The sequence below is a fragment of the Pontibacter sp. HJ8 genome (assembly GCF_054824225.1).
On sequence record NZ_JSYF01000281.1, the window covers coordinates 1 to 15,672 of the forward strand.

Consider the following 15,672-nt stretch of genomic DNA (forward strand, 5'->3'; position numbering starts at 1 on the left):
CCATTTTCCTATTGCAGACCATAATCCTACAGGTCGGATTGGATGCTCATTAATTCAGAAAGTACAGTGTTGAAGGATAGGCTATATAGTAGTTAATGCTATGTAATGCTCAATTAAAATCCATTTGCTAAAACGTTTTAGCAAAACAATAACGCCAGTAGCTTATGAGTAGTATTTGTGCTCTATCAGGCATGAAACGGCACCTGGCACAGGGTGAGTAGAGGTGCTTTGTTGAAAAACTTAATAGGCGGAAAGCAGGAGTTTACTTTTTAAGAATGATATATAAAATTAATTCTAATAAAATATGAAAAAACAAGTACTGCTTAAATACCAGTTTAGGTCATTTGCTAACAAAGCACACCTGATCTGCTGTAAACGCTTTCTTGTGCTGCTCTCCCTGGTTTCTCTGGCTACACCAAGTAGCGCGCACAAGAGCACTGATTGGAAGACGCTCGATTTAGCGGCTCCGGTTGAGATAGAGGCTGGGAGAGCGTATGTACATTCAGCATACAACTTCCAGGTGAAGGGAAAAGTGACGGATAGCAAAGGGGAGCCGCTAATAGGCGCTTCTGTGAGTATCAAAGGCACTAACACGGGGGCCACCACAGACATGAGTGGAAATTATGTGCTCGACGCCCCAAGTGAGGACGGAACACTGATCGTCTCTTACATAGGGTACCTTTCACAGGAAGTGCCCATTAAAGCGAGAGCCACTGTTAACATTGTGCTGGAGGAAGATCAGGCCAAACTTGAGGAAGTAGTGGTAGTTGGCTATGGCAAGCAACGCAAGATAAGTAACGTAGGAGCGCAATCTACGGTGACGATTAAGGAACTGGACCAGCCGGTGGCAAACCTCAGCACGATGCTGGCCGGACGGGTGGCGGGGGTTACCGGTGTGCAGCGTTCCGGGCAGCCGGGGTATGACGGGGCTGATATCTGGATTCGCGGTATTTCCTCGATGAGCGGAGGCAGTTCCCCTCTGGTGCTGGTAGATGGGGTAGAACGCTCCATGAACAACATCGACCCACAGGACATCGAATCTTTTACCATTCTGAAGGATGCTTCGGCGACTGCCGTTTATGGCGTAAGAGGCGCAAACGGCGTGATACTCATCGTGACCAAAAGAGGAGAGGAAGGCAAGCCGCGCGTTACCTTTGACTACAACGAAGGAATGACGCACTTTACGAAAGTGCCGAAGTTAGCAGGCGGTATAGACTACATGAACCTAAGCAATGAAGCAATCTTCACGCGCCGTAGGCCGGGTGGAGACATTCCTGCTCCCAGGTACAGCCAGGAGATTATAGACAGAACAGCAAGCGGGGAAGACCCCTTTGTGTACCCGGATGTAAACTGGATTGACGAGATCTTTAACGACTGGGGGCGCAACCGGAATGCAAACCTGAATGTGAGTGGCGGCTCTCCACAGGCAAAATACTATGTGTCATTGGGCTACTATGACGAAACAGGCCTTTTTAACACAGACGCATTGGCGCAGTATAACGCCACCACCCGCTTTTCCCGCTACAATGTCACTACTAATGTAACGCTGGATGTAACACCTTCCACCAAAGTAGACCTGGGTATTCAAGGTTACATGTCCACGGGCAACTATCCTGGTGAATCGGCTGGCTCCATCTATAGTTCGGCGCTGGAGATCAGCCCTGTCGAATATCCTGTGATGTACCCGGGCGGCCTCGTGCCGGGGCGCAACCCGAATGGCGGCAAGCGCAATCCATATGCGGACGCCACCCTGCGAGGCTACCAGAACGAGAACAAAAACCAGATGTACTCCAACCTGCGGGTTACCCAGGACCTGGGTGCGCTTACCAAAGGCCTTTCTGCCACGGCCATGTTCGCCTTTGACGCTTATAACGAGCACATCATTAACCGCAGTAAGCGCCAGGATACCTGGTTCGTAGATGCCGTCAACCCCAGAAATCCGGATGGAACCTTGAACTTAGGGACAGCTCCCACTTATTCAGGGCAAAACTTCTTGTCTTATGACAGACGCAACGGCGGAAATAGAAAGTTTTATTCGGAGGCAGCTTTAAACTACGACAGAGCCTTTGAGAAACATCGGGTGAGCGGTCTGTTGTTGTTCAACCGATCAGATCGCTCGGATGCCTTTGCTAATGATTTTAGAGGATCTATACCCTATCGCTATCAGGGCTTGGCAGGGCGTGCCACGTATTCTTACGACGACAGGTACTTTGTCGAATTCAACGTTGGGTATAACGGATCCGAGAACTTCGCACCTCAGAACAGATATGGCTTCTTCCCGGCTTTTGGTGTAGGCTGGGCGGTATCCAACGAGCGCTTTTTTGAACCGCTCTCCGGTACTATAGACTTTCTGAAAATCCGCTATACCGATGGCAAGGTAGGGGGAGAGTCCGGCGCCGGAAGGTTTGCTTATCTGAGTGAAGTTACTGATAATAATGTACGAGGCTATACTTTCGGTCTCAACCGCAACGACGTAGGCGGCATTGTGGAAGCCTCTTATGGAGTGGATGTAACGTGGGCAGAATCGCGCAAGCAGGATTTGGGCATTGAGATAGACGCTTTTAACAACAGTCTGGGCATTATCTTCGATTTGTTTAGAGAGCACACCGAGGGCGCCTTTCTGCAGAGAGGTGACGTGCCGGCTTTCGTCGGCCTGACATCGGTTCCTTACGGTAACCTGGGAGTGGTAGAGAACAAGGGATTCGACGGTTCGGTTAACTACAACCAAAACATCGGCGATTTTAGAGTTGGCTTCCGCGGTACGTTCTCCTACAACAGGAACAAAATACTGGAGAACGATAAACCGGAGCAGTTCTACCCCTGGATGGAAGGCAAAACTGATGTGCCGATTTTAGCCCGTTTCGGCTATGTGGCAGACAGACTGTTCACCTTCGAAGATGACACCAACGGCGACGGCTACATCACACCAGAGGACGGCGACCAGTTTGCACAACAATTTGGCCAGGTGCAGCCCGGTGATATTAAGTACATGGACCTGAACAAGGATGGTGTGATCGATGCCTATGATCGCAAACAGATCGGCCAGGGCGATGTACCTGCCCTGACTTACGGTTTCGGCACCAGCCTCGGCTACAAAGGTTTGGATGTAAGCGTGTTCTTCCAGGGGCAGGCAGAAGCCGATATTGCGCTGGAGGGGCGAAGCATCCGGCCGTTCAGTGGCGACGGTGGCGGAGAGAACCTGTACAGTATAGCGCTTGACCGTTGGACGGAAGAAAATCCGAATCCAAACGCTTTCTATCCACGCCTGTCTTACGGCTCCGGAGAAATCGGGAGTGAAAATAATAATAAAATGAGTACCTGGTGGGTAAGGGATGTTAACTTCCTGCGATTAAAGACGGCTGAGATCGGCTATACCATTCCAAGCAGAATAACGGACAAAGCGAAAATCGGAAATGCACGGGTATACCTGCGTGGTGTTAACCTGTTGACCTTTAGTAAATTCAAGCTTTGGGATCCGGAGTTGCTGACGTCGAATGGTACAAGGTATCCCAACGTTTCGGCCTATTCTCTGGGCGTTAACTTCCAATTCTAATTCTCAACCGACATGAATAAGATAAAAACCATAGCGCTGGCGGCTTTGCTGCTAAGCACCACCTTTTCCTGCAACGACGATTTCCTGGACCAGGTACCCGACGATCGACTGACTTTGGATGCCACCTTCAAAAGCAGAAATACAGTCGAGAAATATTTAGCAAATGTTTATTCTCAGATTCCTGACGATGCAAGCCAACGTAATCTGGGTGGCGACGGGAACGTGGGTCCCTGGATTGCAGCCTCCGATGAAGGAGAATATGTATGGGGCTTTGTGGAAAGCAACGCCATCAACATTGGCGCCTGGGATCCTACTTCGGGTTTTGTAAATTCCCTCTGGTCTAACTTTTACCGGGGTATCCGCCGGGCAAGTACTTTTATCGACAACGCAGACCAGTGCAAAGACTGCTCCACACCGCTAATCACGAAATACAAAGCAGAGGCCAGAGCCTTACGGGCACTTTACTATTTCTACCTGATGCGCATGTATGGACCGGTGGTCATTTTGGGAAATGAGTCGATTGCGCCGGATGCATCCTCTGAAGAGTTGCAGCTGCCACGCAGCTCGTACGATGAATGTGTGAGCTATGTCGTCAGTGAGCTGGAGGAGGCCGCCAAAGATCTTCCCAATGTTCCGGGCAACAACGAGGCCTACGGAAGAATGACGAGGGCGTATGCGTTGGCCATTAAATCGAAGGTGCTGCTGTTTGCGGCAAGCCCCTTGTTTAACGGCAACCCGGATTATGCAGCTTTAACAAACACGGATGGCAAGCAACTCATTAGTCAGCAGTACGATGTGAACAAATGGAAAGCAGCTGCAGATGCCGCCAAGGCTTTCATTGATGAATTTGTGCCGGGCACGTACGACCTGTACCGCGAAAACAACGCACAAGGGCAGTTCGATCCTTATCTCTCCACCAGAAACGTATTGCTGGTCGATTGGAACAAGGAGGTTATTTACGCCAGGCCCAGTGCCGGTATCAATCCAAGACAGTATGAGATGACGCCGTTCCATGCGGGTGCGCAGGCAGAGACAAAAGGCAGTGGCGGCCTGGGGGCTGTGCAAAGTATCGTAGACTCCTACTTTATGGCAAACGGCAGATCAATTGACGACCCGAAGTCTGGGTACACGGTGTCCGGGTTCTCTAACTTTAAAGCACCAAACGACATAGAAGCCCGACAGGTGTATAATCAGTGGGTGAACCGGGAGCCGCGCTTCTATGTGGGCATCACTTATGACAACAGCCTTTGGCTGAACCGTAACACAGGCAACATTGTCACCAGAACCTGGTATGAGGGCAACTCAGGCAAGAAAGCCGGCAGCAACGACTACAGCCCGACAGGATATATTGTGCGCAAAAACATGAGCACCGGCGACTGGCGAAACGGCAGCAGGACATATGTGATGCTCCGCCTGGCCGAGCTATACCTGAACTATGCCGAGGCCCTGAACGAGTACAAGCCCGGCGACCCGGACATCCTCAAATATGTGAACCTGATTCGCAGCAGAGCCGGCATTCCAGAGTATGGTTCTGCCGACCTACCGGCGCCGGCCTCTCAGGAAGAAGTGCGCCAGGCAATCCGCAAAGAGCGCAGAGTAGAGCTGGCCTTTGAGAATGTTCGCTACTTTGACACCAGACGATGGAAGATTGCGGAGCAAGCCTTAGATGGCCCTACCTATGGCTTAGACATCACTGCCCCCAACATCGAGAACTTCTACAACAAGGTGTCCTTCGAAACACGTGTGTTTAACAAAAAGCACTACCTGTGGCCTATTCCGCAGAACGAGATCAACAGCGACAAAGAGCTTGTACAAAACACTGGCTGGTAATACTTACGTTGGCGGCCGGCACTGTACCTGCCAGCCGCCAACTATACCTCTGTGTGGAGGAACGAATGATAAAACGGTTTTATAAATCGCCTAAAAAATTGTTTATGAAAAGAATGTTACGACTTGTGAGGGTGGCATTGACGCTTTCCCTGTTTTTTGCAGGTATAGGGCGTGCCATCGCTCAGGATGATATTACGGCCAGAGGCGGCGCGCTTACGGTGTTCAGGGAGAACGACGGTGGGGCCGACGCCAATGAAGGGTCACCAAAGGTGATCGACAACGACGCCCAGACGAAGTTCCTGTCCCATTTTCCCGGCTCGCAGTGGTTGCAGCTGAGGCTCGACGCCCCGGCTGCGGTTGGTTCCTATACCTTAGTTTCGGCAAACGACGATGATAACCGCGACCCTATGAACTGGACGCTGGAGGGCTCTGACAACGGCACCGACTGGACCGTGCTGGACACCCAGACCGGCCAAATGTTTTCGGAGCGGTTCCAGAAAAAGACGTACCCGATCAGCAACACAACAGCCTATGCCTATTATAGGCTCAACATCTCGGCTATAAAAGCCGGCAATACCTTTCAACTAGGAGAATGGCGCCTGTATGAAGTAGTGCAAGCTCCGGACATCACGGCCAGAGGCGGCACGCTTACAGTGTTCAGGGAAAACGACGGTGGGGCCGATGCCAATGAAGGGTCGCCAAAGGTGATCGACAACGACGCCCAGACCAAGTTTCTGTCCCATTTTCCCGGCTCGCAGTGGTTGCAGCTGAAGCTCGACGCCTCCGCGGTGGTTGTCATCTATACCCTTACTTCTGCCAACGACGACCCAAACCGGGATCCGAAAGACTGGACGCTGGAGGGATCGAAGAACGGCACCGACTGGACTACATTGGACACGCGGACTGGTGAGATGTTCTCAGAGCGTTTTCAGACCAAGACCTACAACATAGAAAACGCGACGGCTTATACATACTACCGCCTCAACATCTCCGCCATTAAAGACGGCAGCACTTTCCAGTTAGGGGAGTGGCGCCTTTACCAGGGAGCGGCCCCTTCGGCCCCCTCTAATCTGGACGCTTTCGCCACAGCCGGCGACGAAGTATCCCTGACTTGGACCGACAATGCCGGCACGGAAACTGGTTTTGAACTGGAGCGGTCTACAGACGGCACCACTTTTGCCAAGATCGCTGACCTGGGGGCTGATGTTGTCAGCTACTACGACAAAGGCCTGAGCCAGGCAACGCACTACTATTATAAGATTCGGGCAGTTGGCGCTTTCGGGCCATCCGCCTATTCTTCGGTGAAAGAGGTAACCACGCTGGACTTCAGTGGTGCTTTTGTCGATATCACCGACAATGGCGGAGAGTTTAAAGTTTCGAACGAGAACACGGGCAATGCGGGAGAGAACTCATCGAAGTTTATTGACAATGACTTCAATACAAAGTTCCTGATTCCTTCCAGAACTTTGTGGACACAGTATAAGTCCACCTCTACCGCCGATCTTGTTACCAAGTACAGCATTGTGTCGGGTAATGATGCGCCGGACCGGGATCCGAAAGACTGGACCTTCGAAGGCTCGAATGATGGGGAAACCTGGACGGTGCTGGACACCCGCAAAAGCCAGTACTTCCCGAGCCGGAATGCTGAGCGGGTATTTGCGTTTAAGAACAGCCAGTCGTTTCAGTATTACAGGTTGAACATTTCATTGAACAGCGGGTCTGACGCAATCCAAATGTCAGAGTGGCTTATATGGGGCATACCGCAGGACGCTCCGGCGGTACCGGCCAACCTCACCATAGCGGATGTAACAGAAAGCGAGATTTCGCTTACCTGGGAAGATATCGCCACAAACGAGACAGCTTACGAAGTATGGCGCTCCACGGACGGGACCACCTTTGCGCTTCTTAAGTCTGTGGATGCCGGCACTACCAGCTACACCGACACCAAACTAAAAGTGCTGACGAGCTATTATTACCGCGTGCGTGCGGTTGGTGCTAGCAGCAACTCCATATACTCTGCCACCGCGACTGCCACCACACTCTACGACGAGCGGCTGCCGCTGCCGGCCGAAGATTTGATGGCCACGGCCCTGTCGGAGACGGAAGTGCAGCTCTCCTGGACAGACAGGTCCGAGAACGAAACGGCCTATACAATTGAGCGCTCCAAAGACGGCACGACTTTCACGGTAATTGGTACCATTGCCGCGGATGCGAATGCTTATACAGACCAGGCCCTAAAGCTGGCCACCAAATATTATTACCGCGTGCGACCATTAAATGAGTTCAGCCAAAGCTCCGGTCAGGAGGTTCCCTATACGCAAGTAGTGGAGGTGATAACACCGGGCACCAACCAGGCGCCGGCCTTTGCGGCCATCGCCGACCAAAGCAGCTGCAACGTGCAGGATGCCTATACCATCCCCTTAGTAGGATTGATCGCCGGGCCTGAGCCAGGGCAGCAACTCACGCTTTCAGTTACCTCTAACCGGAGCGCCATGTTTAGCGACTTATCGGTTAGTCGCAACCAGGCCGGAGAAGCAGTCCTGAGCTATAAACTGGCACAAGGCCAGCCTGGCGAGGCCACCGTAACAGTAACAGCTCAGGACGACGGCGGCACCCTGAACGGCGGGGCCGATACCTTTAGCCGGACCTTCAAGATAACCGCTTATGAACTGAACGTAAGCATTGCTTCGGACCACGACGGGAAAATAGCCAGAGGCGAGACGGTGAAACTAACCGCTACCGGTGACGGCAACTACCGTTATACCTGGGCCGACGGCCCAGGTATCCTCAGTGGCCAGAACACCAACGAGCTCATCGTTAAACCAACCCAAGGCTATGTGTATAAAGTAACGGCCAGTACCGAAGAGGGCTGTACCAACGAAGCTGAGTTCACCATCCAGATGGAAGGAGGCGTAAGGCTGCAGGCCAACAACATCCTGACGCCAAACGGCGATGGTAAAAACGATGTATGGGTCATCTGGAACATCAATACCTTCCCAGGTAGCAAGCTCAAAGTGTTTGATACGGCGGGCAGAATTGTGTACGAGGCAGAGAACTATGCCAATAACTGGACTGGTACCTCACACGGTTCTCCGTTAGCAGCAGGCGTCTACTATTACATCATAGACCTCGGCTCGGGCATCCCCTCTGCCAAAGGATCACTTACAATCATTCGGGATTAACCTCTTAGTTGAATCACATGAAAAAGCTATATAACCAGATAAACAGGGCAGGAGTGGTGTTTTTCCTGTCTTTGCTTTGCTACTTTTCAGCTTCGGAGCGGGCCACGGCGCAGCTTAACCCGCTCAGGGCCATCTACTTTAACAACCAATACCTGGCTACCCCCGCGCTGGCAGGTGTCAAAGAGGGGCTGAATGTGAGCCTGCACTACCGGCAGCAGTGGGCTTCCCATCCCGGCTCTCCGGTGACGCAGGGCTTTGCCGGAGACTACCACCTGGGCGGTAATGCAGGCCTAGGCGTATACCTGCTACAGGAAAAAGCAGGTGTCCTGTCGCGGACAAAGGTCATGGGCTCTTATGCCTACCACCTTCCGCTGGATGCAGCGGGAAGCGCTATGCACTTTGGGTTATCCATGGGGATCCTCAACGATAAAGTGGATATGGATGAGATAAATGGTGATGACGCCGATCCGAGTGTCATGCGCTACAACGACCGCGGCCCATACCTGGAAAGTGAGTTGGGGGCAGCCTATACGGGCCACAACCTGACACTGCAGGCGTCGTTTCCCAACATCCGGGCTTTCTTCGACAAAGGCATCAACGCATCTAACACCATCAACAGGTCTACCTTTTACGCCGCCGCCAGCTATAAATTCGAGCTGGGCGGAGGAGCTGCCGGCCTGGAGCCGAAAGTGGCCATGCGCGGTATGAAAGGGTATGACAACATCGTGGATGTAGGCGCAAACCTGACCCTGGTAAACGACCAGTTCAACATGTTCGGGATGTACCATTCCTCTCAGAGCATAACGCTGGGAGCCGGAGTTAACGTCCTTAACCGCTTTCAGGTAACGGGCATGTATACTTCCGGTGCCGCCGGCGTGAACAGCGATGCCAGCACGGCGAACGTGTCGGGAGGTTTTGAAGTAGGCCTGCAGGCGAGACTCTCGAAAAACACAAAGTAAGCAGTAAAACTGCTGAAGCTTAGTAACCAAATTCTAATTAAGAATGCGGTTAACACTCATCAGCCTGTTTTTTTATCATCGCTGATGGTGTATGCCCAGAACATAGCCACAGGTAAAAGCGAGGCAACCGGGGAATTGTTAAACCCGCTTTTGGGCTAAGATTCTAAGACAGGCCTGTCGAACGGCAACACCTACCCGGCGGTGGCCGTGCCCTGGGGCATGAACTTCTGGACGCCGCAAACGGGATGGATGGGCGGGGGCTGGGCCTATACCTATGATGCCGGCAAGAACCGTGGTATCATAGGTATAGGCCCAGCCCTCGCCATAAATGAACGACTTTGGCCAGCTCCCCATCATGCCTGTAACACATGGGGACAAATTCCGCGGGGAAGCAGGGGAAAACTGGTTTTCGCACAAGGCGGAAGTCACGAAGCCCTACTACTTCAGCGTATACCTGGCCGGCCATGCTGTGACGGCAGAGCTAATGCCCACCGAGCGGGCCGCTCAGTTGCGCTTCACTTATCCCAGGACCGGCAGCTCCTTTAGCGTCATCGATGCGCCGAACAAAGGCGCTCATTTGAAGTTGATTCCTTCGGAGAAAAAACATCGGCTATGCGACCAGGTATGCGCGCGATCTGTTGCCGAACTTCGAGTACTACTTCGTCAGATAGGCTGTAAGGAATCAATTTTGTAAAGCAGAAACCAACTTATAAAGCAATGAAACTCAAAGCGCTCTTTCTCTCTTTCCTGTGGCTTTCGGGCCATTGTCTCTACGCGGGCACGCCGGACCTGGTGAAGTATGTGAACACGCTGCAGGGCACCAACTCCTCGTTTGAGCTGACGCGCGGCAACACCTATCCGACCACGGCGCTGCCGTTCGCAATGCACACCTGGACGCCGCAGACCGGCCGCAACGGCGACGGCTGGAAGTACCAGTACAGCGCCGACTCCATCCGCGGCTTTCAGCAGGCACACCAGTGCAGCTCCTGGACCAACGACTACTGCGTGTTCTCCCTCATGCCCGTGACCGGCAAGCTGACGGTGAACCAGTATGGCCGGGCCGCCCGCTTCAGCCATGAGAATGAAACCGCGAAGCCAAATTATTATAAGGTGAAGCTCGATAACAACATCACCGCTGAACTCTCTCCAACGGAAAGGGGCATGCATGCGCGCTTTTCCTTCCCCAAGTCCAAAGGCTCCTATGTGGTGCTGGACGGCTACACGGGCATGAGCGCAGTGAAAATTATACCCAAAGAGCGCAAGATTATCGGCTACGTGCACAACGGCCGGGGGCTCACCAAGAATTTCAAGAACTACTTCGTAATTGTGTTCGATAAGCCCATTGTGGCTCAAGGCACCTGGGACAACAGGAGCGGTGCTGTGACGAATGGTGCGCTGGACGGCGAAGGAAGAGGCATCGGCGCGTACGTGAAGTTCAAAGACGGCGTGACGGTACAGGCCAAAGTCGCCTCTTCCTACATCAGCCAGGAGCAGGCGGAGTTGAACCTGGAGCGGGAACTGGGCACGTATAAGAATCTGGAGGCCACCAAAGCCGCCGCCGCCAAGGTATGGAACCAGACCCTGGCCAAGGTGCTGGTGGAGGGCGGCACCGAAGCCGACAAAGCCACCTTTTACTCCTGCCTGTTCCGCGCCAGCCTGTTTTCGCGCAAGTTCTACGAGCACGACAAAGACGGCAAACCTTACTACTTCAGCCCTTACGACGGCGAGGTGCACAGCGGCTACATGTATACCGATACCGGTTTCTGGGACACGTTCCGGGCGCAGTTTCCACTTAACACCCTCCTGCACCCCACCATGCACGGGCGCTACATGCAGGCCCTGCTGGACGCCAAGGAGCAGTGCGGCTGGCTGCCGTCGTGGTCATTTCCGGGCGAGGCGGGAAGTATGATTGGCAACCACGCCATCTCGCTGCTTACCGATGCCTGGGTGAAGGGCATCCGCACCTTCAGTCCCGACACCGCTCTGGCGTATTATTACCACGAGGCGACCAACAAAGGCCCCTGGGGGCCGGCAAACGGGCGCGAGGGCTGGAAAGCATACTACACGCTGGGCTACGTCCCTTACCCGGAGCATGGCGAGGCCACGGCCAAAACCCTGGAGTATGCCTACGACGACTGGTGCGGCTACGAGTTGGCCAGGCTGACGGGCAACTCTTTTTACGAACGGATCTTTGGCCGGCAGATGTATAACTACAAAAACGTGTATGATGCTTCTACTGGCTTTATGCGCGGCCGGAAAGCGGACGGGGAGTGGGTGTCGAATTTCGATCCGGTGGAGTGGGGCGGCCCTTTTACCGAAGGCAATGCCTGGCATTGGGTGTGGTCGGTGTTTCAGGATGTGCAGGGGCTTATCAATCTGATGGGCGGCGAGAAGGACTTTACGGCCAAGCTGGATGCCGTGTTCAGCGAGCCGAATACGGTGAAAGTGGGCACCTATGGCCGCATGATCCATGAGATGAGCGAGATGGTGATGGCGGACATGGGCCAGTACGCGCACGGCAACCAGCCTATCCAGCACATGACGTACCTCTACAACTATGGCGGAGAGCCCTGGAAGTCCCAGCAGCACGTGCGCAATGTGATGGCCAGGCTTTACAACGCTACTGAGAACGGCTATCCCGGCGACGAGGACCAGGGGCAGACGTCGTCGTGGTATGTGCTCAGCGCGCTGGGCATCTATAGCGTCACCCCGGGCACGGGCCAGTATGTCATCGGCAGCCCGGTGTTCCGGAAGGCGACCATTACGCTGGAGAACGGCAAGTCGTTTACCATTGAGGCGGCCAACAACAGCAAAGAGAACGTCTACATCCAGTCAGCCACGCTGAACGGAAAGCCCTACTCCCACAACTGGATCCACCACGACGACATTGTGAACGGGGGCGTGCTCCACTTCGAGATGGGCAGCAAACCGGCCCTGAATCGGGGCACAAAAGAAGAAGACAAGCCGTTCTCCCTCTCAAAGTCCGGTGAAAGTATGGAAATGGAATAGGGTGCAACAAAGGCTGTCGGCACCTTAAAAACAGAGCCAGCCACCTAAAGCATACAACATGAGCCAACTGAAATACCTTTGCCTTCCCTTGCTGTGGCTGCTGCTCGTTGGCTGCAAGGATGGCGACACGCCTGAGGTGACACCAACAGGCCCCATCGAAGAAGCGGAGACCTTTACCCCGGCGGACGCGACCACCGCGTTCGAGGCTTTCAATCAGTACTTCTATAACCCGGACGCCAAGCTCTACTATAGCACCACCGACCACAACGGCCTGGCTGCCATCTGGACGCAGGCAATTTTCTGGGACATGGTGATGGATGCCTACCAGCGCACCAACAACCCGGATTACCTGAAACAGATAGGGGATATCTACGAAGGCGGCTACAAGGAGTACGACGGCTACAACTGGAACAATACCCAAAAGTGGTTCATCTACGACGATATGATGTGGTGGGTGATCGCCATGGCGCGGGCCTACGAAATTACCAGAGACGCCAAGTACCTCGAAACCTCCGTGGCAGGCTTCCAGCATGTATGGCGCGCATCGTATGATGCCAGGGACGGCGGCATGTTCTGGAACTTTGCCCACGACGGCAAGAATTCCTGCATAAACTACCCGACTGTGATTGCAGCTCTGAAACTCTACAGCATCACCGGCGAGGCCGGTTACCTGGACAAGGGCAAGGAGATTTATACCTGGTCGCGGGCCAACCTGTTTAACAACGGGCAGGTAGCCGACAACATCAATATGGCCCGAGGCAACGTGAGTTGGACCGACTATACCTACAACCAGGGCACCTGCATCGGCGCTGCCGTGCTGCTCTACCAGGCTACCGGCGAGGACAAATACCTGCAGGATGCGAAGCTTGCCGCCGACTACACGAAGTATAAAATGGCCGACGCGGACGGGATCCTGCCGGCGGAAGGCGACTGGAACGAGCAGGGTGTGCTGAAGGCCATTTTCGGGCGCTACATGATGATGCTCATCCAGGATGGAAAACAGCCCCAGTACCTTCCCTGGTTGCGCCAGAACATAGACAAGGCCTGGCAAAACCGGGACAAAACACGCAACCTGACCTATCGGAATTATAAAATCGCCTGCCCCACTGGAAACATTCAGTCCTATGAGGCCAGCAGCGCTGTCGAACTGATGCAAGTGTGCACGCCGAAGAAATAAAGGGTCGGCAAACCAAGTATGAAGAGCGTATCCCGCGCCATTGTTTATAAATCGATGATGGCTATAAGAGCAAAGGCTGCAGGGCTCGATAAGCTTTTTTGTCAGAGAGGATGTCTCCACGTGTCCCACCAGGCAAAGCTTGAAGAGCTCGACCGGGTGCTGGCCGCACCTGTCGTACCAGGGGCGATCAGCTCATAAAAAGAAAGGTTGCGTCAATCTTTGCGCTCAACGCAACCAAGTGGGTATCTGAAAGAGGCCATAGCCCCGGAAAACGAGGTTACGCGCACTCTATACCTGTGTGAACTTACTGCCGCTTAGGCAACTGGGCTTTTGCCTGGATATTCCCGAGAAGGGACATCGGGCTTGGCTACTCAATCTCTTCCTATCTGGCTGCCTATACCTAAGCCCTGACCCGTAGAGCCGGTGCAGATTACGCGTGCCATCAATAGACACTTCCAGCGGCGACAGCATGGCTGCTATACCTGACCAAGTAGTAAAAGAAAAAGAGCCTGTACAAAACTTAGGCGGAATTCAGGCTTTTGGATTTAGCAGGTTCCAAGCGAATAGCGGTCTCGTAATTAGTTATGGATGGGGTGGAATAAAATCCTGAGCAGATGAATTATTTCAGTTTTTCATTACGCATGAAATGTCGACAGGCAGTGTTCCTGCTACTCTTTCTGTCGGGTATGCGTCAGGCAAATGCCCAGGAACAGCCAAAATGCCTGGAGGTATACGGTTTTATGCTGACAGATATAGGCTACAATTTTGGCCAGATTGATCCGAACTGGTTTGATGTATTGCGCGTGACCAAACTCCCTCAGTATGAAAATCAATTCGGGCCGGACGGAAAAATATTTTTCAGCGTCAGGCAAACAAGGTTGGGGGTAAACAGCAGGGCGCAGACTTCTTTGGGCCAACTAAAAGGCAATTTTGAGTTCGATCTTTTTGGGTCAGGGCCGGATGTCGGTCAGACTGCCTTTCACTTGCGGTCGGCCTATGCAGAACTGGGTAAATTTACAGTCGGCTATACCTTAAGCCTTTTCACAGATAGCGATGTATCCCCAAACATCCTGGATTATGGTGCGCCTTCGAGCCGGGCATGGCTGCGCAATATCCAGGTGCGTTACACGCACGCCTGGGAGAAGGGCAGATGGGCCATCACACTCGAACAGCCTGGTGCTACCTCGGATGAAGGTATCTATGCCGAACGGATAGAACTGCAAAATGTGAAGCCAGAGTTCAAAGTGCCCGATCTGACAGCCGAATACCGCAAAATAATCGAGAGCGGGTACATCGAATTAGCCGGTGTTTTAAAATGGATCAAATGGGAAGATACCGGCAATGGCCCTGTTAACCTGAGTGGAAATGAAATAGGGTGGGGTTTTAACATCAGTTCTACGCGGCAACTCAGTCGCCAAACCCTTTTCAAGGGACAGTTGGTCTATGGGAAGGGCATTCAGAACCATCTGACCGATGCCGCTGCTGATGTTGGCATTGAAAACAATTTCGACGATCCGGTCACTCCTGTAGTAGGGGTTGCCTTGCCGGTACTGGGCGGGCTGGCCTTTCTGGAACATAAATGGACCAGCCAGTGGAGCAGCACGATGGGCTATTCCAGGGTGCGTATTTACAACTCGGATGCGCAGGCAGCCAGTGCTTTCAAAAATGGCCATTATGCCGTTTTTAATTTACTCTACCAGCCTTCTTCACAGTTCATGACGGGAGCTGAACTGCAATGGGGGAAAAGAAATAACTTCCGTAATGGTTTTGATTCCTCTGCCGTTAAGGTACAGTTTTCATTCAAATACACCTTTTCCCATTCCGTTTTTGAGACTGTAACTGAATAAAATACTGCCAGGTAGGCTACTTTAAATCCTGGTAGAATTCCTGACCTGGCATTATTAAAATAAAACACAGAACCGAAAAGCCGGCCCCACCGGAACTATTGAAAACCTGCTGGCA

General features: G+C 52.9%; 8 protein-coding genes. All 8 read left to right on the forward strand.

Annotation, left to right across the window (positions count from 1 at the left end; translation table 11 throughout):
* Positions 1-304 precede the first annotated feature (304 nt).
* The 8 genes from OB13_RS12995 (at position 305) to OB13_RS13030 (ending at position 15,557) form a co-directional block, all read left to right on the forward strand.
* On the forward strand, positions 305-3,553 hold the full coding sequence (locus OB13_RS12995; RefSeq protein WP_461490599.1) for a SusC/RagA family TonB-linked outer membrane protein: 3,249 nt from the start codon (positions 305-307) through the stop codon (positions 3,551-3,553).
* A gap of 12 nt (positions 3,554-3,565) precedes the next feature.
* Positions 3,566-5,383 (forward strand): RagB/SusD family nutrient uptake outer membrane protein, encoded by a 1,818-nt coding sequence (locus tag OB13_RS13000; protein WP_461490600.1) that lies wholly within the window; start codon positions 3,566-3,568, stop codon positions 5,381-5,383.
* A gap of 104 nt (positions 5,384-5,487) precedes the next feature.
* On the forward strand, positions 5,488-8,565 hold the full coding sequence (locus OB13_RS13005; RefSeq protein WP_461490601.1) for a T9SS type B sorting domain-containing protein: 3,078 nt from the start codon (positions 5,488-5,490) through the stop codon (positions 8,563-8,565).
* Positions 8,566-8,582: 17 nt separating this feature from the next.
* Positions 8,583-9,524 (forward strand): PorP/SprF family type IX secretion system membrane protein, encoded by a 942-nt coding sequence (locus OB13_RS13010; protein WP_461490602.1) that lies wholly within the window; start codon positions 8,583-8,585, stop codon positions 9,522-9,524.
* Between the two features lie 328 nt (positions 9,525-9,852).
* Complete coding sequence (locus OB13_RS13015) at positions 9,853-10,218, forward strand: hypothetical protein (RefSeq protein WP_461490603.1); 366 nt, start codon at positions 9,853-9,855, stop codon at positions 10,216-10,218.
* Between the two features lie 23 nt (positions 10,219-10,241).
* Entirely contained in the window at positions 10,242-12,533 is a 2,292-nt protein-coding gene (locus OB13_RS13020) for a GH92 family glycosyl hydrolase (protein ID WP_461490604.1), read from the forward strand.
* A gap of 58 nt (positions 12,534-12,591) precedes the next feature.
* Positions 12,592-13,710, forward strand: a complete 1,119-nt coding sequence (locus OB13_RS13025) for a glycoside hydrolase family 76 protein (RefSeq protein ID WP_461490605.1) — start codon at positions 12,592-12,594, stop codon at positions 13,708-13,710.
* Between the two features lie 641 nt (positions 13,711-14,351).
* Positions 14,352-15,557 (forward strand): DcaP family trimeric outer membrane transporter, encoded by a 1,206-nt coding sequence (locus OB13_RS13030; RefSeq protein WP_461490606.1) that lies wholly within the window; start codon positions 14,352-14,354, stop codon positions 15,555-15,557.
* The last annotated feature ends 115 nt before the right edge of the window (positions 15,558-15,672 follow it).